The organism is Geomonas limicola (genome assembly GCF_014193675.1).
GTDB classification, from domain to species: Bacteria; Desulfobacterota; Desulfuromonadia; order Geobacterales; family Geobacteraceae; genus Geomonas; species Geomonas limicola.
Genome location: NZ_BLXZ01000002.1, coordinates 433,830 through 458,174, shown reverse-complemented (window position 1 = coordinate 458,174; position 24,345 = coordinate 433,830). Strand labels below are relative to the sequence as shown.

The following is a 24,345-nucleotide window of genomic DNA, read 5'->3' as shown; positions in this document are numbered from 1 at the left end:
CCTCTACGCAATGTCGTATGGTACGATAAGAATTGGCAGCTGGTCTAACGGGGGCCGGCTGGCTACTCCTTAAGGCAGGTGCACCACGTTGCACCAGATGGAGGTCACATGAAAGTACTTATCTTAAGCGCGAACGATTTCGAAGACAGTGAACTGCTGGTTCCCCTGTACCGTCTACGGGAGGCTGGCTTTACCGTGGAAGTTGCTTCCCTGAGCACGGGGGCCATCAAGGGAAAACATGGCTACGAGGTCCCGGTGGACAAGGTGTTCAAGGATGTAGTCCCCGGCGAATACGGGATGCTCTTGCTCCCGGGCGGCAAGGCGCCGGCTGCCATCCGGGACGACCGGACGGTACAGGAGATTGCCCGGTCCTTCTTCGCCGACAACAAGCCGGTAGCCGCCATCTGCCACGGGCCACAGATCCTGGTATCGGCGGGGCTCATCCGCGGCAGGCGCGCCACCTGCTACCAGTCTGTCACCCCGGAACTCAAGGAGGCCGGAGCGCAGTACGAGGACAGCGAGGTGGTGGTCGATGGCCAACTGGTTACCTCGCGGCAGCCTGACGACCTCCCGGCCTTCAACCGCGAGATAATGCGGCTCATAGCACGCTAGGATTCGGATGTTTCCAGATCGCCGCTGACCCTAACAACCGCACCAAACAAAAAGGGCGCCCCCCTTGGGGACGCCCTTTCCTTGTGCCTCACTGCCTACGCAGTTCCTATTTCAGGTTCTTCTTGATGCGCTCCACTGCCTCGATGACGTTGTCGCGGTTACCGAAGGCGGAGAGACGGAAGTAGCCTTCGCCGGAGGGGCCGAAGCCGCTTCCCGGGGTGCCCACCACGTTGCACTCGTTCAACAGCTTGTCGAAGAAGTCCCAGGAGGTAAGCCCGGCCGGGGTCTTGAGCCAGATGTAGGGGCCGTTCACGCCGCCGTACACGGTAAGACCAGCTTCGGAGAGCCCTTCGCGGATGATGCGGGCGTTCTCCATGTAGTAGTCGATGTTCTCCTTGGTCTCCTTCCACCCCGCTTCGGAGTAGACGGCAGCCGCGGCCTTCTGCACCGGGTAGGAGGCGCCGTTGAACTTGGTGGTCTGACGACGCAGCCAGAGCTTGTTGAAGCTGTACTTCCCGCCGGTGGAGGTGGTCCCTTCCAGCTCCTCGGGCACCACGACCAGGCCGCAGCGCACGCCGGTGAAGCCGGCGGTCTTGGAGAAGGAACGGAACTCGATGGCGCACTTCTTGGCCCCTTCGATTTCGTAAATGGAGTGCGGAATCGAAGGATCGGTGATGAACGCCTCGTAGGCCGCATCGAAGAGGATCACCGAGTCATTGGCGAGGGCGTAGTCCACCCACCCCTTGAGCTGCTCCTTGGTGGCCACAGCACCCGTCGGGTTGTTCGGGAAGCAGAGGTAGATCATGTCCACCCGCTCCTTCGGGAATGCCGGCATGAAGCCGTTCTCTTCGGTGCAGGGGAGGTACACGAGTCCCTGGTAGTACCCCTTCTCGTCGGCCTCGCCGGTGCGCCCGATCATCACGTTGGTGTCGTTGTAGACCGGGTAGACCGGGTCGCCGATGGCGACGGTATTGTCCAGCGCGAAGATGTCAAGGATGTTGGCGCAGTCGCACTTGGAGCCGTCGGAGATGAACATCTCGGTGTTCTTCAGCTCAACGCCCAGCGGCTTATAGGACTTCTCGATGATCGCCTCGATGAGGAAATCGTAGCCCTGCTCCGGGCCGTAGCCCATGAAGCTGCTGGCCTGGGCCAGGTCGTCCACGGCGTCGTGGAACGCCTTCAGGATGGTCGGGGTGAGCGGCTGGGTCACGTCGCCGATCCCCAGGCGGATCACCTTGGCTTCCGGATGGGCCGCCGCGAAGCCGCGCACCCGGCGCCCGATTTCCGGGAACAGGTAGCCGGCCTTCAATTTCAAGTAGTTATCGTTAATTTTTGCCATGTGGCCACTCCTTTAACATCAATACAGTATTCGATTTCAGGTTTGCGGAGGAATCGTGGATCCCCTCAGACGCCACGCGTCTCAGGATCCGTCGGCAACTATTTGAGGCCCAGGACGTCCTGCATGTCCCAGACGCCGGGTTTCGCGGTTACCACCCACTTGGCGGCGCGCACGCTGCCGCGGGAGAACATGTCGCGGGTGTGGGCGCGGTGGGTGAGCTCGACGCGCTCGCCCATGCCGATGAAGTACACGGTGTGCTCGCCCACGATGTCGCCACCGCGGATGGTCTGCATGCCAATCTCTTCGTGGGTGCGCTCGCCGCAGATCCCCTCGCGGTGGAAGTTGGCGACCTTGTTGTAGTCGCGTCCCAGCGCGTTCGCCACCACCTCGCCCATGCGGACGGCGGTGCCGGAAGGGGAGTCCTTCTTCATCTTGTGGTGCGCCTCGACGATCTCCACGTCGAAGTCCTCGCCCAGGATCTTGGCCACGTCGGCCAGTACCTTGAAGCAGACGTTGACCCCCACCGACATGTTGGGAGCGATCACGGCCGGAATCTCGCGGGCGAGTTCGGCTGCAAGGGCGCGCTCCTCGGGGGTGAACCCGGTGGAGCCGATCACGATGGATTTCTTGTGCAGCGCGCAGACTTCCAGGTTTTTGAGCGATACCTTCGGGGTGGTGAAGTCGATGAGCACGTCGCAGCCGGCAACGACGGCGTTCAGATCGTCGCTGATGGGGACGCCGATGGCTCCCAGTCCGGCGTTGTAGCCGGCATCCTGTCCCACCATGGGGTGGCCGGGGCGATCCAGGGCGCCGGAAAGTTCCACGCCCTCGGTCTCCTTGATGGCGGCGATGATGCGCCCGCCCATGCGGCCGGCCGCGCCGCAAACTGCTATCTTAATCATATCGACTCCTTAGATGAGACCGTATTCCTTCATGATGGCGGTCAGCTTGGCGCGGTTGGCGTCGACCAGCGGAGCCAGCGGCAGGCGGACCTCGTCGCGGCACTTGCCCAAGAGCGATACCGCGGTCTTCACCGGGACCGGGTTGGTCTCGATGAACATGGCGTTGGAGATCTTCAAGAGGTACAGGTGCAGGCGCTTGGCCTCCGCCAGGTTACCCGCGTTGAAGGCGTCCACCAGTGCGGCCACTTCCTTGGGCATGATGTTGGCGGTCACCGAGATGACCCCCTTGGCGCCACAGGCCATCATGGGGAGCGTGATGAAGTCGTCGCCCGACAGCACGGTCAGGTTGTCGCCGCACAGGGCGAGCACCTCGGAGGCCTGCTGCAGCGAGCCGGTGGCCTCTTTGATGGCAACGATGTTGGCGTGCTTGGAGAGACGCGCCACGGTTTCCGGCAGGAGGTTCACGCCGGTGCGCCCCGGGACGTTGTAGAGCACCTGCGGCAGGGCGACGGCGTCGGCCACCGCCATGTAGTGCTGGTAGAGCCCTTCCTGCGACGGCTTGTTGTAGTACGGGGTGACCAGGAGCGCACCGTCGGCTCCCAACTCCTTGGCGTGCTGGGTGATCTCGATGGCCTCGCGGGTCGAATTGGAGCCGGTGCCGGCGATGACTGGAACGCGCTTGTTAACCTGCTCGACCACGATCTTGATGACCCGGTCGTGCTCTTCGTAATCAAGGGTTGAGGACTCGCCGGTGGTGCCGCAGGGCACGATGGCGTCCGTCCCGTTTTCGATCTGGAATTCCACCAGTTCCCGCAGTTTTTCCTCGTCCACCGCGCCGTTGATGAACGGGGTGACGATGGCTACGATGCTTCCTTGGAACATGGGCTACCTCCTTGTGGTGCCTCTTGTGTATCAGTAGGTAATACGTTTGGGCAGCTGCCGATGTCGGCTCCCCTCAGCCTCTACAGAAAGCTCGGGATCTGCTCGCCGCGCACCAGGTCCTCGACCTTTTCGCGCTCGCGGACCACCTCGAACTTGTCGCCTTTCACCATTACCTCGGCCACGCGGGGGCGGCTGTTGTAGTTGCTGCTCATGGTGAAGCCGTAGGCGCCTGCGGACAGGAAGGCGATCTGGTCGCCCTGCTTGAAGTTCGGGAACTCGCGGTCTTTCACGAGGAAGTCGCCGGACTCGCAGATCGGACCGACGATATCGCCCACGATGCTGCCGTCCTGGTCTTTTTTGACCGGGGCGACACCGTGGAAGGAGCCGTAGAGGGCCGGGCGGGCCAGGTCGTTCATGCCGGCATCGACGATGACGAAATTCTTTTCCTCGCCCTTTTTAGTGTAGAGGCAGGTACCGACCAGAATGCCGGCATTTCCCACCAGGTTCCTCCCCGGCTCGAACAACAGGTGCAGTCCGAGATCTTTGGTCTCCGCGAGGATAGAGGTGCCGTAATCTGCCGGCAGCGGCGGAGCTTCATCGTTGTACTGGATGCCCAAGCCACCGCCCAGGTCGAGATATTTCGCCTGGATACCCATGTCCTGCATCCCCGTCAGGAGGCGCTTGAGCTTCTTGATTGCATCGACAAACGGCGAGACCTTGGTGAGCTGACTGCCGATGTGGCAGTCGATCCCCAGGATCTCGATGTTGGCCATATTCTTGGCGCGACCGTACTGATCGAGGGCGCGTTCGATATTAATACCGAATTTGGCCTTTTTAAGGCCGGTGGTGATGTACGGGTGGGTTTCCGGGTCAACGTCCGGGTTAACGCGGATGGCGATGCCGGCTTTTTTCCCCAGACGCCCGGCAACCTCATTCAGGCGGTCCAGTTCCATCTCGGACTCCACGTTGAACATGAGGATCCCGGTCTCCAGCGCGTAGGCGATCTCGTCGTCACGCTTGCCCACGCCGGAGTAGACCACCTTCTTGGGATCGACACCGGCCTGCAGCGCGCGGTAGAGCTCGCCACCGGAGACGATGTCCACGCCGCCGCCCAGGTTGATGAAGGTCTTCAGCACGGCCAGGTTCGAGTTCGCCTTCACCGAGTAGCAGATGGTGTGCGGCGTGGCGGCGAACGCGTTGTCCATCGCCTTGAAGTGACGCTCCAGCGTAGCCTGGGAGTAGATGTAGACCGGACTACCAACTTTCGCCACGATGTCCTTTATCGCAACGTCTTCCGCAAACAGCTCGTCACTTTTGTACTGGAAATGATGCATGACCCTTTTTCCCCCTTGTGAATCTATGTGAAAAAGCAACCGTAAACAAAAAAAGTTTTTACTTCTAACATACAACCGAGGCAAAAGTCAAAATTAATGCTCCGCCAGTTCTCAGGTTTGCGACCGTGAAACTGAAGTTTGAGAAGGTAGTCTTCGGAGTCATTCCGCCCTCCCCTCGCCTCCTGCGTCAACCAAAATGAGGATGCTCGTGGTTACTCGCTCAGCCCGAAAAGACTACTAAACAAGTAGACTGATAAATTCCGGAACTCTCCCTTACGTGATGAACGAACTCACATTTCCCGGTTCACATCAAGTATCCAATAATCTAAATATTCATTGGTCAGGTAGGAAATGAAAGTCAGACCGACCCGGCCATCCGCACCCCTTCCCAGGGGACATCCTGATGCGTTTTGCCTAAAAATTAGGCTGCCGTTTTTGCCAATTAAACCTATCTTCCCCGACCAAGACAACCCACGACCTTCATGAGAGGTAAAAGTCGCAGTAAGGGGTAATTTTGCTCGTTTCAGCCCACATTAAATTTCTTTACAACACTTTTCGCAGCACGATGAGCGCACGCGCCTCTTCCGTACCCGGCAGATTAAAATGTTCTACTTTATCTACGGCAACACCAAGGGCCTGGAGGTCTGTTTCCGCCTCGGCGATTTCTTCGGCGGCGTTACGCCCCTTCATGGCCACGATGCGCCCGTCATCTCTCATGAGAGGCATGGCCATTGAAACAAATGAGGAAAGATCGGAAAAAGCGCGCGAGACAATCCAATGAAAGGTTTTCGGATAACTCTCGGCAAGGGTCTCGGCGCGCACGTGGAGTGCGGTGAAGTTGGTCAGCTTGAGCAGACGCACCGCCTGCTTCTGGAAGCTGATCTTTTTCACCACCGCATCGACAGACACCACCTCCAGATCCGGAGCCACCACCTGGACCGGAATACCGGGGAAACCGCCGCCCGAACCAATATCGAGCAACTTGCCCGGACCGCGAACCACCTTCAAAAGGCTCAGCGAATCGACCAAATGCTTCTGGGCAATGCCGTCGTCATCAGTTATGGCGGTGAGGTTGATCTTCTTGTTCCACTTTTTCAACTCTTCCGCAAAGAGATCCAGGCGCTGCAGCTGCTCCTTGTTAAGCTCGATCCCCAGCTCGCGGGCCCCGGAAACCAGCAAATCTTTGGCGCGCTGGTTCATCGTGCCCCCCTCGCCTTCAGAGCGATGGAGAGTATGGTGATCCCTGCCGGGGTGATACCCGGGATGCGGGACGCCTGGCCCAAGGTATCCGGGCGGAACCGGTCCAGCTTCTCGCGCACCTCGGTCGAAAGCCCGGGAATCGACAGGTAATCCATGTCCGCCGGGATTTTCGCATGCTCCAGTTTGACCGCGCGCTCGACCTGCTCGAGCTGCCGGTTGATGTAGCCCTGGTACTTGATCTGGATTTCCAGCTGTTCCCGCACCGCCTCGGGGAGCTCCATGATCTCCGGGTAGATCCTGGAGAGGTCTTCACAGGTGAAATCCGGGCGGCGCAGCAAATGCTCGTAGCTGATGGCGTTCTGCATCCCCACCAGGTCCCACTCCGCAAGCAGCTCTTCACCGGCAGCGGAAGGGGTCAGGCGCTCTTTGGAGAGCCTGACCAGTTCGTTCTCGATGCACTCCTTCTTGACCAGGAAGCCTTTGTAGGTCTCCTCCGGTACCAGGCCGACTTCGTGCCCCTTCTCGCGCAGGCGCAGATCCGCATTATCTTCCCGCAACAGCAGGCGGTACTCGGCGCGCGAGGTGAACATGCGGTACGGCTCCTTGGTCCCCAGGGTGACCAGGTCGTCGATCATGACGCCGATGTAGGCCTCGTGGCGCCCGAGCACCAGCGGATCCTTCCCCTGCACCCGCAGGGCAGCGTTGATGCCCGCCATGAGCCCCTGCGCTGCAGCCTCCTCGTACCCCGAGGTGCCGTTGATCTGGCCGGCGTGGTAGAGGTTGGGCACCAGCTTGGTCTCCAGCGAGGCGTGCAGCTGGATCGGATTCACGTAGTCGTACTCGATGGCGTAGGCCGGACGCATGATCTCAACGCGCTCCAGCCCCTCGATCGACCGGTAAAAGGCCCACTGGATATCGATGGGGAGCGAGGTGGACATGCCGCTCGGATAGACCTCGACCGTGTCGCGCCCTTCCGGCTCGATAAAGGTCTGGTGGCGCTCCTTGTCCGGGAAGCGCACCACCTTGTCTTCGATGGACGGGCAGTAGCGCGGGCCGATCCCTTCGATGATCCCGGCGTAGAGCGGCGAGCGGTCCAGACCGCTGCGGATGATCTCGTGGCTCTTTTCGTTGGTGTAGGCAATGTGACAGGGAACCTGCGGCTGCTCGATCTTTTCTGTGGAGAAGGAAAACGGCACCGGGCGCTCGTCACCGTACTGCGGCTCCAGCTTGTTGAAGTCGATAGTCCTGCCATCCAGGCGTGCCGGAGTGCCGGTTTTCAGTCTCCCTACGTCGAAACCGTAATCCACCAGGCGCTCGGAGAGCCCGACCGAAGGAAGGTCCCCTGCCCTGCCGCCCGGGTAATGCACCAGACCGATGTGGATCAAGCCGCGCATGAAAGTGCCGGTGGTGAGGATAACGGTTTTGCCCAGGAAGCGGACGCCACCACGGGTATCGACGCCCACAACCGCGCCACCATCCAGGTGCAGCGCGGTAACTTCGACCTGTTTGAGATCAAGGTTATCCTGCTGTTCCAGGACGGTCTTCATCCGGAGGCGGTACTGCTGCTTGTCAGCCTGGGCACGCGAGGCGCGCACCGCGGGACCTTTACGGGTATTGAGCACCCTGAACTGGATACCGGTCGCATCGATGTTACGCCCCATCTCGCCGCCGAGGGCGTCGATCTCCTTGACCAGGTGCCCCTTGGCCAGGCCGCCGATGGCCGGGTTGCAGGACATCAAGGCGATGGCGTCGAGGTTGATGGTAAGCAGCAGGGTCGACACCCCGATACGTGCAGCTGCCAAGGCCGCCTCGCAACCGGCATGCCCCGCCCCTACCACGATCACATCGTATTTCTTTTCATAGACTATCAAGCCATGCTCCATGTACGTCTGATTGGTGCTGCCGTCCGGGTCTCGAACGGCTTATTTGCACGTGCCTTGTTAACCTGGCACTACTACGGGTTTTTTTGGATTTGTTCCACGTGGAACAAATTATCTGCCGTTTCCGGGATTGAAGTAACCTCGCTCCCTCTGGGAGAGGCCCGGGGGTGAGGGTGCTGGCAGCGTCGGCATTTTCACTCTGTAGCTCCGCACGCACACTGCCCCCCTCCCGAAGGGAGAGGGAACTTGCCTAGCCTACCTAAGCTGCTTTAAAGACGCAGGAAATCAAAAATGTTTCACGTGAAACAAAATCACTTCCCAATACAGAAGCTGGAAAAGATCCTGTCGAGGACATCGTCAGCGGTGGTCGCACCGGTGACCTCACCTACTGCATCGAGCGCGTCCCTCAGATCGATGGGAAGCAGTTCCATGTTCACACCAGCCGCCAGGTTTTCGACGAAGCGTTGCAGCGAGCGCTGGGCTTTGATCAGGGCATCGCGATGTCGGGCATGGGAGACGGCAACATACTCGCGGCTGTCGACGGCCTTACCATGAACAAAGGTACGGTGAATGGCTGCACGAAGTTCGGGAACGCCCTCACCAGTCAGGGTCGAAATGGCAACAACGGGAGACGTAACACCTTCGGGGAGCTCGCAGTGCGAGGTAAGGTCCGACTTGTTGCGCACCACGATGCAGCTCTTGCTGCCGATGGCATCAAGGATGACCCGATCATCATCGGTGAAGGGAGCAGAAGAATCAACCACAAAGAGAACCAGATCGGCCCTGGGAATCCGCTCCAGAGAGAGACGCACCCCTTCCTGTTCCACCTGATCCTCCGAATGGCGGATCCCGGCAGTATCGAGGAGTTTCACCGGCAGCCCGTTGAGGTTGACCACTTCCTCAATGACATCACGGGTGGTGCCGGGAACCGCGGTGACGATGGCCCGCTTCTCTTTGAGAAGGGTGTTGAGCAGGCTCGACTTCCCGACGTTGGGGCGACCGGCAAGGACGACGGAGACGCCATCGCGCAGCACCTTCCCTTCCTCGAATCCGTCGATCAACCCCTGAAGCTCGGCGAGAGCTGGCGCCACCCTCCCCTGCACATCGCGCTCAACAGCAACGTCGATATCCTCTTCGGGGAAGTCGATGAGTGCCTCGACATAGGCCAGGGCGTAGAGCATCGCCTCCCGGATGGCGGAGATCCGCTGGGACAAGAGTCCCTCGCGCTGATGCTGGGCCAGGGAGAGCGAGGCCTCGGTACGGCTGGAGATCACGTCCATGATGGCTTCTGCCTGGACCAGGTCGATCCTGCCGTTCAGGAAGGCACGCTTGGTGAACTCGCCCGGCTGGGCCAACCGGGCACCGGCCTCGATGACCAGGGAAAGAATCCGGGAAACCACCAGTGTGCCGCCGTGGCACTGGATCTCGACCACATCCTCCCGGGTATAGGAGTTGGGCGCCTTCATGTAGACCAGCATGGTCTCGTCAAGGACGTCACCTGTCGCAGGATGGACAACCGTGCCATAAGAAAAACGGTGGCTTTTTAGGCCACCGTTCCCTTTTGCTCTGAAGATGTTCTGGGCAATCTGCTGGGAGGCGGGGCCGCTGACCCTGATGATCCCGATCCCCCCCTCTCCTACCGGAGTGCTTATTGCCGCTATGGTATCGCGAACGTACATGGTAATTCCTGTCGGTGCTTAATCCTGGACCGTCTTGTTGATGTACATCTGCTGGGCGATGGTGAGCACGTTGTTCACCAACCAGTAGACAACCAGGCCGGACGGGAAGTTCAGGAACATGAAGGTGAAGACGATGGGGAGCATCAGCATCATCTTGGCCTGGACCGGGTCCATGTTGCTCGGGGTCATCTTCTGCTGGATGAACATGGTGGCGCCCATGATGATCGGGGTCACGTAGTACGGATCCTTGGCAGAGAGGTCGGTGATCCAGAGCATGAACGGTGCATGACGCAGCTCGATGGAGTACATGAGGGCGCGGTAGAGACCGAAGAAGACCGGGATCTGCACCACCATCGGCAGGCAGCCGCCCATCGGGTTAACCTTGTGGGTCTTGTAGAGCTCCATCACCGCCTTGTTGAGGGCATCGCGGTCGTTCTTAAACTTCTCCTTCAACTCCGTCATCTTAGGCTGCAGTTTCTGCATCTCTTTCATCGACTTGTAGCTCTTGTGAGTGAGCGGGAAGAAGATGAGTTTCAGGATGAAGGTGATGATGATAATGGCGATGCCGTAGTTGCCGGTGTACCTGTAAAGGTACTTGAGGGAGTAGACCAGCGGCTTGGCAACCGGACCGAACCAGCCGTAGTCGATGACGTCCTCGAGCCGGTTCCCCTGGGCTTTCAGGATATCGAGATCCTTCGGTCCATAGTAGACCGAGTAGTTGAGTGCGGCGCTCTGGCCGGGCTGCAGGGAGACGGCAGGGGCGGTGATGTCGCGGACCACCACGTCGGTTGCGGGACGGGACAGGGACACCGTGGCGATACTCCCCTTGTCGGCAATGATGGCACCCATGAAATACTTGTCGGCGAAGGCAGACCAGGTCACATTGGTGGCATGCTGAACCGGAGCCTTCAGCAGGTTATCAAGCTTTTCGGAGACGACTTTCCCTTCGGTAAGGGTCGTCGGCCCGTAGACTTCGTAGCGCCCCTCGCTCTTGTGCGGAACCACCCGATCGTTTTCAAGGATGTGCAGCTTGCCGTCAACACGGCCTGCGCCAACGTTCCTCACCTCTTCGGTAAGTCCGATATGGTAGGCGTTACCGGAGAAGCTGAAACGCTTCTTCAGCTCAACACCCTGCGGAGTTACGGTACTGAACTCGACGCTTCCCTTGTTCCCGTCAGTCAGTTTCAGGTTTTCACCGGTTACCTGGTACACGGCGTTGGAAGCAATCCCAAGCTCGCGGGAGTCGGTGAGCAGCGCAAAGCGGGTAGGATTGCTCTCGTCGATGAGCACGATGTCCTTCCCCTGCGGACCGGCGGTCTCCTTGTACTTTTTCAGCACCAGCTTCTTGAGGCCGGCACCCTGGGTGGAGAACACGGCGCTGTACAGGTCGGTATCGACGGTGATGTCGCGCGGAGCAGCTGCAGGCTGCCCGGCCACCGGGGCCGGTGTTGCAACCGGCGTTGCAGTGGCGACTGCCGGAGCGCTGACGACCGGGGTAACGGATTTTGCCGAGCTCAGCTGCGCCTGTTTAGCGGAGGTACCGGGGGCCAGCGCCGGCTTTGCCGGGGGAAACAGGTAGGAGTAGGCGTAGAGCACCCCAATAGAAAGCACGATAGCTATGATGGTTCTTTTTTCCATGGTATCTCCGAAAGACGCTATTTAACCGGATCGTATCCGCCCGGATGCCAGGGATGACAACGCGCGATGCGCGCAACCGTCAGCCAGACACCTTTGACAGGGCCGTACTTTTCCAAAGCTTGTAAGGAATAATGGGAACAGGTGGGGTAAAACCGGCAGGAGGGAGCCTTTAACGGAGAGATGAACCGTTGATAACAGACAACCAGGCCCCGCAGGAATCTATTTAGCATATCTGTTGCGCAGCCGCCCGAAGGCGGCTGCGAGCTCGGATGAGAGGTGGTGAAAGTCAAGTACTTCCGCCCCTTTTTTGGCGACGATATTAATATCTGCCAGTGGGAAGAGCTGCTTGTTCTGCCGGTAATACTCGCGCAGCCTTCGCTTGATGCTGTTTCTGACCACGGCGTTGCCCACCTTCTTGCTTACCGTGAAACCGATGCGGGGACCGGCCGGAGCAGTGTCCCTCAACAGCAAGAGGAAATGCGGGGTGTGCAGTTTGTGGGCGCCCGAGTTGAACTGGGTAAACTCCGGGCGCCTGCGCAGTCTTTCAGCCTTGGGAAAAGCTGAGCCGGACAAACTATGTGCTACTTGGTTGCGATGCCGACAGCCAACCGCTTGCGGCCTTTAGCCCTTCTGCGCTTGATGACGAGACGGCCGTTCTTGGTGGACATACGGACGAGAAAGCCGTGGGTTCTTTTACGGGAGGTGTTGCTGGGCTGAAAGGTTCTTTTCATCTTTATCTGCTCCTTGCGCGGTTTTAGCGACTTTAGATATAAAGGGAAGCATGGAACTTAAACATAAAGAAATTTGGGTGTCAAGAGGTTTTTCCGCGGCCAACTTTTGCCTTGCAAAAAAGGGGTAGCTCTGTTAGTCTTCTGCTGCGAAAAAATTAGTGTCAACTTATTTTGTTCATAACCTTGTAACCCCTTGAATTTTCCGGCCTAAATCAGCACGATGACTTGTTGATAAAGCTGTGCAAAAATCGTCCCTCAAAAAGGCCTCTCTCCATGGAAAATATTTGGCTGGAAGCCCAGGCAAATCTGAAAAAAGTACTCACGGGACAAACCTTCAGCACCTGGATCGAACCCCTCAAGTTCCTCGGCAACACCGATGAAGCGATAATCCTCGAAGTTCCCAGCTCTTTCTTCCAAAAGTACGTCATCGAGAAGTACCTCGGCATGATCAGGGAGGCGATCTCTGCGGTCAGCCCGAAAACCTACCAGATCGAGTTCCAGATCGTCGAGCCCAAACCGGAGCCGGCTGCCGAGCCGGAAATGAAGCCGGCCAAGGAAGAGAAGAAAGAGAAGGAAAAGGACAAGAAGTCCGAGTTCATCCCGAACCTCAATCCCAAGTACACCTTCGAGTCTTTTGTCTGCGGCGCGAGCAACCAGTTCGCCTACGCGGCAAGCCAGGCGGTCGCCAACAAGCCGGCCACCAACTACAACCCGCTCTTCATCTACGGCGGCGTGGGTCTGGGCAAGACCCACCTGGTGAACGCCATCGGAAACCAGATCCTGGCCAAAAACCCCAAGGCGAAGATCTGCTACTACTCGTCAGAGAAGTTCATGAACGAGATGATCAACTCGCTGCGCTACAAGAAGATGGACGAGTTCCGCAACAAGTTCCGCAAGATGGACCTCCTGCTCATCGACGACATCCAGTTCATGGCCGGAAAAGAAGCGACCCAGGAAGAGTTTTTCCACACCTTCAACGCCCTCTACGAGTCCCACAAGCAGATCGTGGTCACCTCGGACAAGTTCCCCAAGGACATCCCGGGGCTCGAGGAGCGCCTGAGATCGCGCTTCGAGTGGGGTCTCATCGCAGACATCCAGCCGCCCAACGTGGAGACCAAGGTCGCCATCCTCAAGAAGAAGTCCGACCAGCACCAGGTGAACCTCCCGGACGACGTCGCCCTCTTCCTCGCCGAAGGGGCTACCTCGAACATCCGCGAACTGGAAGGGATGCTGATCCGCCTGGAAGCGTTCGCGAGCCTGACCGGCAACGAGATCACCCTCTCCATGGCCCGCGAGGTGATGAAGGACATCATCGTCGAGAAGACCAAGGAGATTTCGGTCGAGATGATCCAGAAGCAGGTGGCCGAGCACTTCCGCATCAAGGTGTCGGAACTTAAATCGGACAAGCGGATCAAGACCCTGGTGGTGCCGCGCCAGATCGCCATTTACATCTGCCGCGAGCTCACCAAGTCCTCGTTCCCCGAGATCGGCGAGAAGTTCGGAGGGAAAGATCACTCCACGATCATCCATTCCGTGCGCAAGATCGAGAAGCAGCTCGCCAGCGATCCGGACCTGAAGGCGACTGTGGAAGACATCAAGAAAAAGTTGTTCATGTAGCCGTGGAAACCTGTGCATAACTTGCCCCGAAATGGGGATTGAGCGTGTGCCTGTGTACAACTCCACCAAAGCACCCCCCAAGGTGCGCATGGTTCTCCTGACCAAAAGCTGCAGGAAAACGGGGGCTAAGACCTCTTATCAACTTATCAACAGGCAACTATCTACTACTACTGAAGAGATAAAAAAATATAAGTAAAAGAAGAAAACCTCCAGGGAGAGACCATGGAATTCAAAATTAGCAAAGAGATATTTTTGAAGGCCCTCCAGAGAATCCAGGGGATCGTGGAAAAACGAAACACCATGCCCATCCTCTCCAATGCTCTGCTGGAAGTGCACAACGACCTTCTCTACGTCACCGCGACGGACCTCGAGGTCGGCATGAAGAGTTCCTATCCCACCAAGGTGATCAAGGAAGGGAAGATCACGGTGTCCGCCAAGAAGCTCTACGAGATCGTCAAGGAGATGCCGGACGAGGAGATCCACGTCGCCACCAAGGAGAACGACTGGGTCGAGATCGTCTGCGGCAAGGCGCGCTTCAACATCGTCGGCCTTTCCTCGGAGGAGTTCCCCTACTTCCCGAAGGTCAAGGATGAGAGCTTCATCGTCTTCAAAAACGAGATCCTCGCCAACATGATCGAGAAGACCTCGTACGCCATCTGTTACGACGAGACCAAGTACAACCTGAACGGCGTGTTCATCAAAGCCTTCGAAGAGAACGACACCAACGTGCTGCGCATGGTGGCAACCGATGGTCACCGGCTCTCGGTCGCCCAGGAAGTGATCGAGGGGAGCATCTCCGCCGAACTCTCCAAAGGGGTCATCTTCCCCAAGAAAGGGATCTTCGAACTGAAAAAGATGGCCGAGGAGGAGTCTGCCGAGATCATGCTCGGCTTCATGGACAACTCCGCGGTGATCAAAAAAGGGAACAGCGTGGTGGTGATGCGCCTCATCGACGGCGAATTTCCGGACTACACCAAGGTCATCCCGGTGAACAACGAGCGCAACGTGCAGATAAGCCGCGACAAGTTCCTGCACTCGCTGAAAAGGATGGCCATCCTCTCGTCCGAGAAGTTCAAGGGGATCAAGATCGACGTGAACCCGGAGATCATCGTGATCTCCTCCTCGAACCCGGAACTGGGCGAGGCGCGCGAGGAGATCGAGGTGCAGTACGAGGGGAACAACATCTCCACCCGCTTCAATGCCAAGTACCTGATCGACGTGCTCTCGGTGATGGCGGACCGGGAGGTGGAGCTCAAGTTCAAGGACGAGCTCTCGCCGGTTATCATGAAGCCGCTTGCGGACAACGACTTCATGGCGGTCATCATGCCGATGCGCCTGTAGACTCCGGCCGGGGAGCCAAAGCTTGGGTGCTGCAAAAAACTTTTAGCCGCGACGCAAAAAACGACGCGGCTAAAGCTGCATAAAAAGGGTGGAAAAAATCCGGGTAGCCAAGGCGTTACCTCGCTGGACCGTCACCCTTTCCAGGCGATTTTTGGGATCTGTATACGGGAGGGCAGCAAAACAGGGCTTGAAAAACAACCGCTCCTTATGAGAGGCTTTTTCGTTGGCCCGTTTGCCTCATGAGACTGATAAAGCTAAAACTCGCGTCCTTCCGTAACCTGAAGAACCTCGAACTGACGCCCGGCGACAAGTTCAACGTTTTCTATGGCAACAACGGCCAGGGCAAAACCAACCTCCTGGAATCGATCTACCTCCTGGCGACGATGAAGTCCTTCAAGCAGGCGAAGAACTCCGAGCTGATCACCTTCGGCTCCGAGTTCGCCCTGGTGAAAGGTGCGGTAGAGCGCGACCGGGTACGGCGCGAGATCTCGCTGCTTCTCGAGAAACAGGGGAAAAAGGCCAAGATAGACGACAAGCTGGCCACCCGGGTGGACGACTTCTTCGGAAACCTGAACGTGGTGCTCTTCACCCCGGAGGAGATCGCCATGGTACGCGGGGGCCCGGAGCTCAGGCGACGCTACCTGGACCGTGCCGTTTTTACCTGCGATATCGGGTACCTGACCGCGTATCACGCGTACGTGAAGATTTTGAAACAGCGCAACGCGCTCCTGAAAAGCGGCGAGGCCTTCGGCCTCGACACCTGGACCGAACAACTTGCCCAGGCGGCGGTTCAGGTAGTGGAGCGGCGCTCCGCCTGGATCGGGGAGATCGAGAAGCTGCTGCAGCGTTTCTACTCGGAGATCTCGGGCAACGACGAAACGGTGCAGATCGAGTACCGTCAGCACGCGGTGGACCAGAAGAACTGGGAGAAGGATCCCCGTCAGGCCCTGCTGGACGCCCTCAAGGCGCACGAGGCCGAGGAGCGGCGGCGCTGCACCACGGTGGTCGGCCCGCACCGTGACGATCTCCACTTCGGCCTGAACGGCCGCGCTGCCCGGCACTTCGCCTCGCAGGGACAGCAGAGAAGCTACGTGTTGGCCCTCAAGATGGCCGAAATCGAGTACATCGCCAGGTGCTTCGAGGCGCCGCCGGTACTTTTGCTGGACGACATGACCAGCGAGCTCGACCGGGAGCGCAACGAGAACCTCATGGAATTTTTGAAGAAACGCCAGATGCAGGTGTTCATTACCACGACTGCCCTGGACAACGTGGCGCTGGGTGCGACCGACCAGGTCTCAGCCTTCAGAATCAGTGCAGGAAAGATTACCAACTAGGGGTAGAGATGAGCGTAGAAGAAAGCAGCGATTACGGTGCAGACAAGATCAAGATCCTCGAGGGTCTTGAGGCGGTGCGCAAGCGCCCCGCCATGTACATCGGTTCCACCGCCTCCGCAGGCCTGCACCACCTGGTCTACGAGCTGGTGGACAACGCCATTGACGAAGCGCTGGCCGGCCACTGCGACCTGGTGGAAGTCACCATCCACCTCGACGGGTCGGTTACCGTAAAGGACAACGGCCGCGGCATCCCGACTGACATCATGCCCGGCGAAGGGAGATCGGCGGCGGAGGTCGTTCTTACCGTCCTCCATGCCGGCGGCAAGTTCGACAACGCGGCCTACAAGGTCTCCGGCGGTCTGCACGGCGTGGGTTCCTCGGTCGTGAACGCCCTTTCGGTCACGCTCGACCTGGAGATCCGTCGCGACGGCAAGATCCACAAGCAGCACTACGATCGGGGCGTTCCGGCGGCACCGCTCGAGGTGGTGGGCGAGACCAAGAGCCGCGGCACCAAGATCACCTTCCTCCCCGACGGCGAGATCTTCGAGACCACCGAGTTCTCCTTCGACGTCCTCTCGCAGCGTCTGCGCGAGCTCGCCTTCCTGAACGCCGGCGTGCGCATCAAGATCCACGACGAGCGCTCCGAGAAGGAGCACGACTTCTTCTACGAGGGGGGGATTCGTTCCTTCGTCGAGTACCTGAACCGCAACCGCAACGCGGTAAACCCGGAGCCCATCTACTTCCGCGGCGAGAAGAGCGGCTGCGACATCGAAGTGGCCATGCAGTACAACGACTCCTACGACGAGAAGATCTTCTCCTTCGCCAACAACATCAACACCCACGAAGGCGGTACCCACCTGGTCGGCTTCAAGGCTGCGCTCACCCGCACCATGAACAACTACGCGAACAACAACAACCTGTTGAAGAACGTGAAGGTCGCGATATCGGGCGACGACCTGAGGGAAGGGCTCACCGCGGTCATCTCGGTCAAGATCTCCCAGCCGCAGTTCGAGGGGCAGACCAAGACCAAGCTGGGTAACTCGGAGGTGAAGGGGTACGTCGAGACCCTGATGAACGAGAAGCTGGCCACCTACCTGGAAGAAAACCCGGGCATGGCCAAGCGGATCCTCGAGAAGTCCATCGACGCGGCCCGCGCCCGCGAGGCCGCCCGCAGGGCCCGCGACCTGACCCGCCGCAAGGGAGCGCTCGAGGTGGGTACCCTCCCCGGCAAGCTCGCCGACTGCCAGGAGAAGGACCCGGCGCTCTGCGAACTGTTCCTGGTCGAGGGTGACTCCGCAGGCGGTTCCGCCAAGCAGGGGCGCGACCGCAAGTACCAGGCGATCCTCCCCCTGAAGGGTAAGATCCTCAACGTCGAGAAGGCGCGCTTCGACAAGATGCTGGCCTCCCAGGAGATCCGCACCCTCATCGCGGCTCTGGGCACCTCGATCGGCAAGGATGACTTCGACATCGCGAAGCTGCGCTACCACCGCATCATCGTGATGACCGACGCCGACGTCGACGGCTCGCACATCCTCACCCTGCTTTTGACCTTCTTCTTCCGCCAGATGATGGAACTGATCGAGCGCGGCTACCTGTACATCGCCCAGCCGCCGTTGTACAAGATCAAGCGCGGCAAGAAGGAGCAGTACCTGAAAAACGAAGCCGCCCTGCAGGCCTACCTCCTCGAGGAAGGTACCGAGGACATGCTCCTGAAACTCGGCTCCGGTTCCGACGAGCGCTCCTACCGCGGCAAGCAGATCATCCCGATCCTGAACCAGCTCATCGACCACAACGAGCTCTACGACAAGGTGGTGAAAAAGGGGATCCACGAGCAGCTCCTCGGCATGCTGCTTAAGTGCGGGATCAAGAACGGTTTCGAGGAGCTCTCGGACCTGGTGGTGCAGCTTCCCAAGCTCAAGACCACCTTCCCGGATATCGACTACGACGTCCAGGAAGGGAGCATCCTGTTCAGCTTCGGCAACATCCGGGTCCGCGTGGACCACGGCATCTGCGGCATCCTCGGTTCCTACGACTACGGGATGCTCTTCGAGAGCTACAAGCGGGTCCGCTCGGTATTCGGCGACGGTATGGCCTCGGTGCAGAGCGAAGACAAGCTCCTTTTGGAGACCGACCGTCAGGAAGAGGTGCTCTCCTTCTTCATGGAGACCGCGAAGAAGGGCCTCTACATCCAGCGCTACAAAGGTCTGGGGGAGATGAACCCGGAGCAGCTCTGGGAGACCACCATGCACCAGGATAACCGGGTGCTTCTGCAGGTGAAGATCGAGGACGCGGTCGCCGCCGAGGAGATCTTCACGGTGCTCATGGGCGACCAGGTAGAGCCGCGCAGGAACTTCATCGAGCAGAACGCACTGAACGTCACGAATCTGGACGTCTAGCCAAGGCTGCTGCTGAAAAAATTTCGCGACCCACGCTTGCGCGTGGGATCGATAAAGACGAAGAGGGTTTTACATGCTAAACCAGCTCAACAAGGTTTCGGTCAACATCGAAGACGAGATGAAGCGGTCCTACATGGACTACGCGATGTCGGTCATCGTGGGGCGCGCACTCCCGGATGTGCGCGACGGCCTCAAACCGGTGCACCGGCGCTGCCTGTTCGCCATGTACGACATGTCCAACGACTGGAACAAGCCGTACAAGAAATCGGCCCGCGTGGTCGGCGACGTCATCGGTAAGTACCACCCGCACGGCGATACCGCGGTCTACGACACCCTGGTGCGTATGGCCCAGGACTTCTCGCTGCGCTACCCGCTGGTCGACGGCCAGGGCAACTTCGGCTCCATCGACGGCGACTCCCCGGCGGCCATGCGTTACACCGAGATCAGGATGGAACGCCTGGCCCACGAGCTCTTGGCGGACATCGACAAGGAAACCGTCCCGTTCGGACCGAACTACGACGACTCCTTGAAAGAGCCGCTGGTGCTCCCGTCCAAGTTCCCGAACCTCCTGGTGAACGGCTCGGCAGGTATCGCGGTCGGCATGGCGACCAACATCCCGCCGCACAACCTCACCGAGGTGATCGACGGCATCATCGCCATCGTCGAGAACCCGCAGCTCACCTTCGAGGAGCTGGTGGAGCTGATCCCGGGCCCGGACTTCCCGACCGGCGGCTACATCTACGGCCGCGAAGGGATCATGAGCGCCTACAAGACCGGCCGCGGCATCGTGCAGATGCGCGCCAAGGTGCAGATCGAGACCCACAAGAAGACCGAGCGCCAGGCGATCGTCGTTACCGAGATCCCCTACCAGGTCAACAAGGCGAGGCTGGTCGAGAAGATCGCCGAGCTCGTCAAAGAGAAGAAGATCGAGGGGATCTCTGACCTGAGGGACGAGTCGGACCGCGAGGGGATGCGCGTCGTCATCGAGCTGAAAAAGGACGAGAACCCCGGCGTCATCCTGAACCACCTCTACAAGCAGACCCAGATGCAGTCCTCCTTCGGCATCATCATGCTGGCCATCGTGAACAACCGGCCGCGCATCCTGACCTTGAGGGAGACCATCGACCTCTTCCTCGAGCACCGAAAAGAGATCATCACCAAGAGGACCATCTTCGACCTGAGAAAGGCCGAGGAAAGGGCCCACATCCTGGAAGGCCTGAAGATCGCCCTGGACAACCTGGACGAGGTGATCGCGCTCATCAAGGCGAGCGCCTCCCCGGCCGAGGCGAAACTGGGGCTCATGGAGCGCTTCGGGCTCTCCGAGATCCAGGCCCAGGCCATCCTCGACATGCGCCTGCACCGCCTGACCGGTCTGGAGCGCGAGAAGATCCTCGACGAACTGCGCGAGATCATGAAGTACATCGCCCGCCTGAAGGAGATCCTCGCCTCCGAGGCCGAGATCCTGAAGATCATCGTGGGCGAACTCATCGAACTGAAGGACCGCTTCGGCGACAAGCGCAGGAGCGAGATCGTCATGCAGACCGCCGACATCTCGCTCGAGGACACCATCGTCGAGGAAGACATGGTGGTCACCATCTCGCACACCGGCTACATCAAGCGTAACGCCGTCACCCTGTACCGCGCCCAGCGTCGCGGCGGCAAAGGGAAGACCGGGATGAAGACCAAGGAAGAGGATTTCGTGGAACAGCTGTTCATCGCCTCCACGAAGGACTACCTGATGTTCTTCACCGATGCCGGCAAGTGCTACTGGCTCAAGGTCTACGAGATTCCGGAGGCGGGCCGCGCTGCGCGCGGCAAGGCGATCGTGAACCTCCTGAACCTGGCGAGCGGCGAGAAGATCACCACCATCCTCCCGGTGAAGGAGTTCGTCGAGGACAAGTTCATCATGATGGCGACCAGAAACGGCGTGGTGAAAAAGACCAACATCATGGAGTACTCGCACCCGAGGGTGGGCGGCATCATCGCACTGAACCTGGACGACGGCGACAAGCTCATCTCGGTGGCCATCACCGACGGCCGCCAGGACGTCCTCTTGGCCACCAAGAACGGCAAGTCGATCCGCTTCAAGGAAGACGACGTCCGCACCGTGGGTCGCGTTTCGCGCGGCGTGCGCGGCATGACGCTCGAGGACGACGACCTGGTGATCGGCATGGCGATCCTGAACGACAACCTGTCCGACTCCACCCTCTTCACCGTGACCGAGAACGGCTACGGCAAGAGGACCGAGATCGGCGAGTACCGCTGCCAGTCGCGCGGCGGCAAGGGTGTCATCACCATAAAGACCACCGAGCGTAACGGCTGCGTGGTCGACATCAAGCACGTCTCCGACGAGAACGACCTGATGCTGATCACCGACCAGGGCAAGATCCTCAGGGTCCCGGTGGCCGGCTTCTCCATCATCGGCCGCAACACCCAGGGCGTGCGCCTCATGGTGAAGGAAGAGAACGAGCGCGTGGTCGCCGTGGCCCGCCTGGCCGAGAAGGAAGAAAACGACGATCAGGACGAGGATTCCCTGGTCGCCGAGATCGACGTGCTCGGTGAAGACGCCATCGACACCGGCGACGACGAGGGTTCGGACGAGTAGTTCCGGCTCTTGGGGACGGCGCCAGCCCGCCCTCCCCTCTCCGGCAAGCTAACCACACTCCCCCTCTCCCCTTCCGGGAGAGGGTCGGGGTGCGGGGGAAGGTGACAGCTCTGCTTGGCAACGGTAAGCCATAGCCGACTTCGCCCCCCCTACCCTCTCCCGTCAAGGGAGGGGGACGCAATCTGAAAGCCAGGGCAGGTAAACCACCCTGCCCTACCCCCCTCTGCAGCAGCCGCCGACGGCGGTACTTGAATCCCTTCTGTGAAAGGGTTGCTATGCATCGAAGTGCGGAGATAGATACCTCGCTCCAGGAGCGCCGGGACATCCTGGCCCTCATCGGGCGGGTGCGCCACGAGGGGCTCTCCATCCACGAGATGGAGGAGATCGGCCGCAAGTTCCAGAAGGCAGGCCGCCGCGCCCTGCGCCCCCTGGTGCGCGAACTCTGGCGCGAAAACTCCGGCGACCTCATCTCCAAATACGCATATATCCTCGACTTTTTCGAAACGGAAAGCTGGCTGGACCAGCTGATCCAGATCGCCCTGAAGCGTCGCGATCTGGGTGCCGACGGCAAGGCCGCCCTGCAGATCATCCTGGAAGGCTACGGTGTCGACCTGACGGCGCCGGTGTTCCAGAGGGTCTTCGGCGCCTCCGGGGGGAGCCCCCTGCAACGGGTGACCCAGGGAGCGCTGCAACTGGGTGAAGACGGCATCGTCACCTTCCTCGACGAGTTTCTCGGCTGCCCCGCCGAGATCCAGCAGGTGGTGATACGCGAGCTGGCCGAAGGTGGGGACCCGCGCGCGGCCCGCATGCTCGAGGCGATGCTCTGGCATGAGGACCGCTCCATGGTTCTCGCCGCCTTGGCGGCCCTGGGGGGGATGCGCGACCCCATGGCGGCCGCGGTGCTCTCCCTCTACCTCACGGAGGGAAAACCGGAGAACTTCCCGGTTGCCGAGCGCTCGCTGCGCCGGCTCCGTTTCCTGGGGATTGCCGAGCCGCCTCCCGCTCCCCTTCTCCCGTTTCATGCCGGCTACGCCACGCCTCCCGACGGAGACGGCTACCGTTCGCTGATGATCGCGCGTTGGGTGGGCGAAGGGCGGCTGGCTGCCCTGTACCTGCAGGTCCACGAGCGGCGCGGCCTTTTGGCCGCCTGGGGGGGCGGCAGCCTCACCGAAGAGCAGTTCGACGCCGAGCTTGACGCCTTCGGTGCCCAGGACGACCTGCACCGGGTCACGCCGGAACACGTCATCGACCTGTTGCGCGACGCCCTCTACCACAGCGGCGATCTCTGCTACCTCCCGGCCGACTTCTACCTGCGCCGCAGCATGTTCGCCGGCGTCGACCTGACCCCCCTCCCCTACCGGCCCGCCTTCCCTCCCCAGCCGCGGCTGAGCTATCGCCAGGGGGAAGAGATCGTCCTGACACTGTTCGCCGATCCCTTCTTCGCCGGCTGGTTCATCGAGGGGGAGCGGGTCTGCTCCTATGCCGGGGAACTCCGCCAGGGCGGGGATCACGACGAGATCCTCTCCCGCTTCTGTACCGAGCTCATCACCCCTCACCTCGAGCTGATCCGCGAGCGGCTCCTGGCAAGTGCGGACCTGATGCGCCGTTGCGGACGGGAGCACAGCCTGGTTTCCCAGGTGGTGGCCCTGGCCCAGAGCCTGGAGGATTACCGGCTACCGCACCACCTGCACCCCTTTTTGCGCGGGTTCGCCCTCGAGAGCATGGAGATCGCCGGCCAGTCGTTGGACGGCGCCGACTCCGGGAGCCTCATGGCCGCGGAACGCGGCTGACCACACCAACACCAGACACCTGCGCCAGCGCAGTCGGAAAAGAGAGCATTCATGTCAGAAATCATCGCCGTCATAGGTGCCGGGAGCTGGGGAACCACCCTGGCCGATCTTCTTGCCAAGAAAGGGCACGCGGTAACGCTGTGGGCCTACGAACCGGAGCTCGTGCAGGAGATGCGGGTAAACCGCGAGAACAACCTCTACCTGCCGGGGATCAGGCTCGCCGATAACCTCCGCTTCACCAACGACCTGGAGGAGGCCTACACCGGCTGCACCATGGTGCTCTGCGTGGTCCCCTCCCAGCTGGTGCGCCGGGTGATGGGGAGCTCCCTCCCCTACCTGCCGCCCGACGCCGTCCTGGTGAGCGCCTCCAAGGGGATCGAGCTCGATACCCTCTGCACGGTCTCCGAGATCTACCGCGAAATCCTCCCCCCCGAGCTCTTCGCCCGCTTTGCCGCCCTCTCGGGGCCGAGCTTCGCACGCGAAGTGGCCCAGGAGATGCCGACCGCCGTCACCGTCGCGGCGGCCTCTCTCGAGGTGGCGCACCGGGTGCAGCAGGCCTTCAACTCGAGCTTCTTCCGCGTCTACCGCAACGACGACGTGGTCGGTGTGGAGCTTGGGGGTGCCATCAAGAACGTGATCGCCATCGCGGCCGGGATCTCCGACGGCCTTGGGTTCGGCCACAACACCCGCGCCGCCCTCATCACCCGGGGGCTCGCCGAAATGACCCGGCTGGGGCTCGCCATGGGTGCGCAGGCCAGCACCTTTGCGGGGCTCGCCGGCATGGGAGACCTGGTGCTCACCTGCACCGGCGACCTCTCCCGTAACCGCAGCGTCGGGATCCAGATCGGCCAGGGACGCCAGCTCACCGAGATCCTGGGCGAGATGCGCATGGTCGCCGAAGGGGTGAAGACCACCGAATCCGCCTATAACCTGGCCCAGAAGATGGGGGTGGAGATGCCCATCATCAACCAGATGTACCAGATGCTCTACCAGGACAAGCCCGCCCGCCAGGCGGTGCTGGAACTGATGACCCGGAACCTGAAAGCCGAAGGGGTCTAAAAGCAG

General features: G+C 60.2%; 19 protein-coding genes. 8 read left to right on the top strand and 11 right to left on the bottom strand.

Going from position 1 to position 24,345, the window contains the following annotated elements:
• Window positions 1–108: 108 nt before the first annotated feature.
• Window positions 109–612, top strand: coding sequence for a type 1 glutamine amidotransferase domain-containing protein (locus tag H7688_RS05770; protein WP_183360112.1), 504 nt, complete (start codon window positions 109–111; stop codon window positions 610–612).
• A gap of 106 nt (window positions 613–718) precedes the next feature.
• On the opposite strand, the gene H7688_RS05765 is transcribed toward H7688_RS05770, so the two are convergent.
• From H7688_RS05765 to rpmH, 11 genes are all read right to left on the bottom strand, one after another.
• Entirely contained in the window at window positions 719–1,951 is a 1,233-nt protein-coding gene (locus tag H7688_RS05765) for an LL-diaminopimelate aminotransferase (protein ID WP_183360111.1), read from the bottom strand.
• 98 nt (window positions 1,952–2,049) lie between these two features.
• The gene (gene dapB / locus H7688_RS05760; protein WP_183360110.1) at window positions 2,050–2,853 is read right to left on the bottom strand and encodes a 4-hydroxy-tetrahydrodipicolinate reductase; all 804 of its coding nucleotides are present in this window, start codon (window positions 2,851–2,853) and stop codon (window positions 2,050–2,052) included.
• A 9-nt stretch (window positions 2,854–2,862) separates the two neighbouring features.
• Window positions 2,863–3,735: a 4-hydroxy-tetrahydrodipicolinate synthase gene (gene dapA / locus H7688_RS05755; RefSeq protein WP_183360109.1), complete on the bottom strand. Its 873-nt coding sequence runs from the start codon at window positions 3,733–3,735 to the stop codon at window positions 2,863–2,865.
• An 80-nt stretch (window positions 3,736–3,815) separates the two neighbouring features.
• Window positions 3,816–5,069 (bottom strand): diaminopimelate decarboxylase, encoded by a 1,254-nt coding sequence (gene lysA / locus H7688_RS05750; protein ID WP_183360108.1) that lies wholly within the window; start codon window positions 5,067–5,069, stop codon window positions 3,816–3,818.
• 543 nt (window positions 5,070–5,612) lie between these two features.
• Window positions 5,613–6,269 (bottom strand): 16S rRNA (guanine(527)-N(7))-methyltransferase RsmG, encoded by a 657-nt coding sequence (gene rsmG, locus H7688_RS05745; RefSeq protein WP_183360107.1) that lies wholly within the window; start codon window positions 6,267–6,269, stop codon window positions 5,613–5,615.
• Window positions 6,266–8,152 (bottom strand): tRNA uridine-5-carboxymethylaminomethyl(34) synthesis enzyme MnmG, encoded by a 1,887-nt coding sequence (mnmG, locus tag H7688_RS05740; RefSeq protein ID WP_183360106.1) that lies wholly within the window; start codon window positions 8,150–8,152, stop codon window positions 6,266–6,268. The genes rsmG and mnmG overlap by 4 nt, the downstream gene beginning before the upstream one ends.
• A gap of 308 nt (window positions 8,153–8,460) precedes the next feature.
• Window positions 8,461–9,828: a tRNA uridine-5-carboxymethylaminomethyl(34) synthesis GTPase MnmE gene (mnmE, locus tag H7688_RS05735; protein WP_183360105.1), complete on the bottom strand. Its 1,368-nt coding sequence runs from the start codon at window positions 9,826–9,828 to the stop codon at window positions 8,461–8,463.
• 18 nt (window positions 9,829–9,846) lie between these two features.
• Window positions 9,847–11,466 carry a membrane protein insertase YidC gene (gene yidC, locus H7688_RS05730; protein WP_183360104.1) on the bottom strand — a complete coding sequence of 540 codons (1,620 nt, stop codon included), beginning with the start codon at window positions 11,464–11,466 and terminating at the stop codon, window positions 9,847–9,849.
• 17 nt (window positions 11,467–11,483) lie between these two features.
• Window positions 11,484–11,696, bottom strand: coding sequence for a membrane protein insertion efficiency factor YidD (gene yidD, locus H7688_RS05725; RefSeq protein ID WP_183360102.1), 213 nt, complete (start codon window positions 11,694–11,696; stop codon window positions 11,484–11,486).
• Entirely contained in the window at window positions 11,686–12,039 is a 354-nt protein-coding gene (gene rnpA, locus H7688_RS05720; RefSeq protein WP_183360101.1) for a ribonuclease P protein component, read from the bottom strand. Before rnpA ends, yidD begins: the two co-directional genes overlap by 11 nt.
• An 8-nt stretch (window positions 12,040–12,047) precedes the next feature.
• Complete coding sequence (gene rpmH / locus H7688_RS05715; RefSeq protein WP_183360100.1) at window positions 12,048–12,197, bottom strand: 50S ribosomal protein L34; 150 nt, start codon at window positions 12,195–12,197, stop codon at window positions 12,048–12,050.
• A gap of 273 nt (window positions 12,198–12,470) precedes the next feature.
• Between rpmH and dnaA the strand changes: the two genes are divergently transcribed.
• The 7 genes from dnaA (at window position 12,471) to H7688_RS05680 (ending at window position 24,339) form a co-directional block, all read left to right on the top strand.
• Window positions 12,471–13,814, top strand: a complete 1,344-nt coding sequence (dnaA, locus tag H7688_RS05710) for a chromosomal replication initiator protein DnaA (protein WP_183360099.1) — start codon at window positions 12,471–12,473, stop codon at window positions 13,812–13,814.
• Window positions 13,815–14,036: 222 nt separating this feature from the next.
• On the top strand, window positions 14,037–15,155 hold the full coding sequence (gene dnaN / locus H7688_RS05705; RefSeq protein WP_183360098.1) for a DNA polymerase III subunit beta: 1,119 nt from the start codon (window positions 14,037–14,039) through the stop codon (window positions 15,153–15,155).
• Between the two features lie 239 nt (window positions 15,156–15,394).
• Window positions 15,395–16,489: a DNA replication/repair protein RecF gene (gene recF / locus H7688_RS05700; RefSeq protein WP_183360097.1), complete on the top strand. Its 1,095-nt coding sequence runs from the start codon at window positions 15,395–15,397 to the stop codon at window positions 16,487–16,489.
• An 8-nt stretch (window positions 16,490–16,497) separates the two neighbouring features.
• A complete protein-coding gene (gene gyrB / locus H7688_RS05695; protein WP_183360096.1) occupies window positions 16,498–18,885 on the top strand; it encodes a DNA topoisomerase (ATP-hydrolyzing) subunit B in 2,388 nt (795 codons plus the stop codon).
• A 73-nt stretch (window positions 18,886–18,958) separates the two neighbouring features.
• Window positions 18,959–21,490, top strand: a complete 2,532-nt coding sequence (gene gyrA / locus H7688_RS05690; protein WP_183360095.1) for a DNA gyrase subunit A — start codon at window positions 18,959–18,961, stop codon at window positions 21,488–21,490.
• Between the two features lie 275 nt (window positions 21,491–21,765).
• Window positions 21,766–23,280 carry a HEAT repeat domain-containing protein gene (locus H7688_RS05685; protein WP_183360094.1) on the top strand — a complete coding sequence of 505 codons (1,515 nt, stop codon included), beginning with the start codon at window positions 21,766–21,768 and terminating at the stop codon, window positions 23,278–23,280.
• Between the two features lie 51 nt (window positions 23,281–23,331).
• Entirely contained in the window at window positions 23,332–24,339 is a 1,008-nt protein-coding gene (locus tag H7688_RS05680; RefSeq protein WP_183360093.1) for an NAD(P)H-dependent glycerol-3-phosphate dehydrogenase, read from the top strand.
• Window positions 24,340–24,345 lie beyond the last annotated feature (6 nt).

Excerpts from the sequence above, each read along its gene's own strand:
- H7688_RS05770 (WP_183360112.1), top strand. The coding sequence starts at position 109 with ATGAAAGTACTTATCTTAAGCGCGAACGATTTCGAAGACAGTGAACTG.
- H7688_RS05765 (WP_183360111.1), bottom strand. The coding sequence starts at position 1,951 with ATGGCAAAAATTAACGATAACTACTTGAAATTGAAGGCCGGCTACCTG.
- dapB (WP_183360110.1), bottom strand. The coding sequence starts at position 2,853 with ATGATTAAGATAGCAGTTTGCGGCGCGGCCGGCCGCATGGGCGGGCGC.
- dapA (WP_183360109.1), bottom strand. The coding sequence starts at position 3,735 with ATGTTCCAAGGAAGCATCGTAGCCATCGTCACCCCGTTCATCAACGGC.
- lysA (WP_183360108.1), bottom strand. The coding sequence starts at position 5,069 with ATGCATCATTTCCAGTACAAAAGTGACGAGCTGTTTGCGGAAGACGTT.
- rsmG (WP_183360107.1), bottom strand. The coding sequence starts at position 6,269 with ATGAACCAGCGCGCCAAAGATTTGCTGGTTTCCGGGGCCCGCGAGCTG.
- mnmG (WP_183360106.1), bottom strand. The coding sequence starts at position 8,152 with ATGGAGCATGGCTTGATAGTCTATGAAAAGAAATACGATGTGATCGTG.
- mnmE (WP_183360105.1), bottom strand. The coding sequence starts at position 9,828 with ATGTACGTTCGCGATACCATAGCGGCAATAAGCACTCCGGTAGGAGAG.
- yidC (WP_183360104.1), bottom strand. The coding sequence starts at position 11,466 with ATGGAAAAAAGAACCATCATAGCTATCGTGCTTTCTATTGGGGTGCTC.
- yidD (WP_183360102.1), bottom strand. The coding sequence starts at position 11,696 with ATGCTAAATAGATTCCTGCGGGGCCTGGTTGTCTGTTATCAACGGTTC.
- rpmH (WP_183360100.1), bottom strand. The coding sequence starts at position 12,197 with ATGAAAAGAACCTTTCAGCCCAGCAACACCTCCCGTAAAAGAACCCAC.
- dnaA (WP_183360099.1), top strand. The coding sequence starts at position 12,471 with ATGGAAAATATTTGGCTGGAAGCCCAGGCAAATCTGAAAAAAGTACTC.
- dnaN (WP_183360098.1), top strand. The coding sequence starts at position 14,037 with ATGGAATTCAAAATTAGCAAAGAGATATTTTTGAAGGCCCTCCAGAGA.
- recF (WP_183360097.1), top strand. The coding sequence starts at position 15,395 with ATGAGACTGATAAAGCTAAAACTCGCGTCCTTCCGTAACCTGAAGAAC.
- gyrB (WP_183360096.1), top strand. The coding sequence starts at position 16,498 with ATGAGCGTAGAAGAAAGCAGCGATTACGGTGCAGACAAGATCAAGATC.
- gyrA (WP_183360095.1), top strand. The coding sequence starts at position 18,959 with ATGCTAAACCAGCTCAACAAGGTTTCGGTCAACATCGAAGACGAGATG.
- H7688_RS05685 (WP_183360094.1), top strand. The coding sequence starts at position 21,766 with ATGCATCGAAGTGCGGAGATAGATACCTCGCTCCAGGAGCGCCGGGAC.
- H7688_RS05680 (WP_183360093.1), top strand. The coding sequence starts at position 23,332 with ATGTCAGAAATCATCGCCGTCATAGGTGCCGGGAGCTGGGGAACCACC.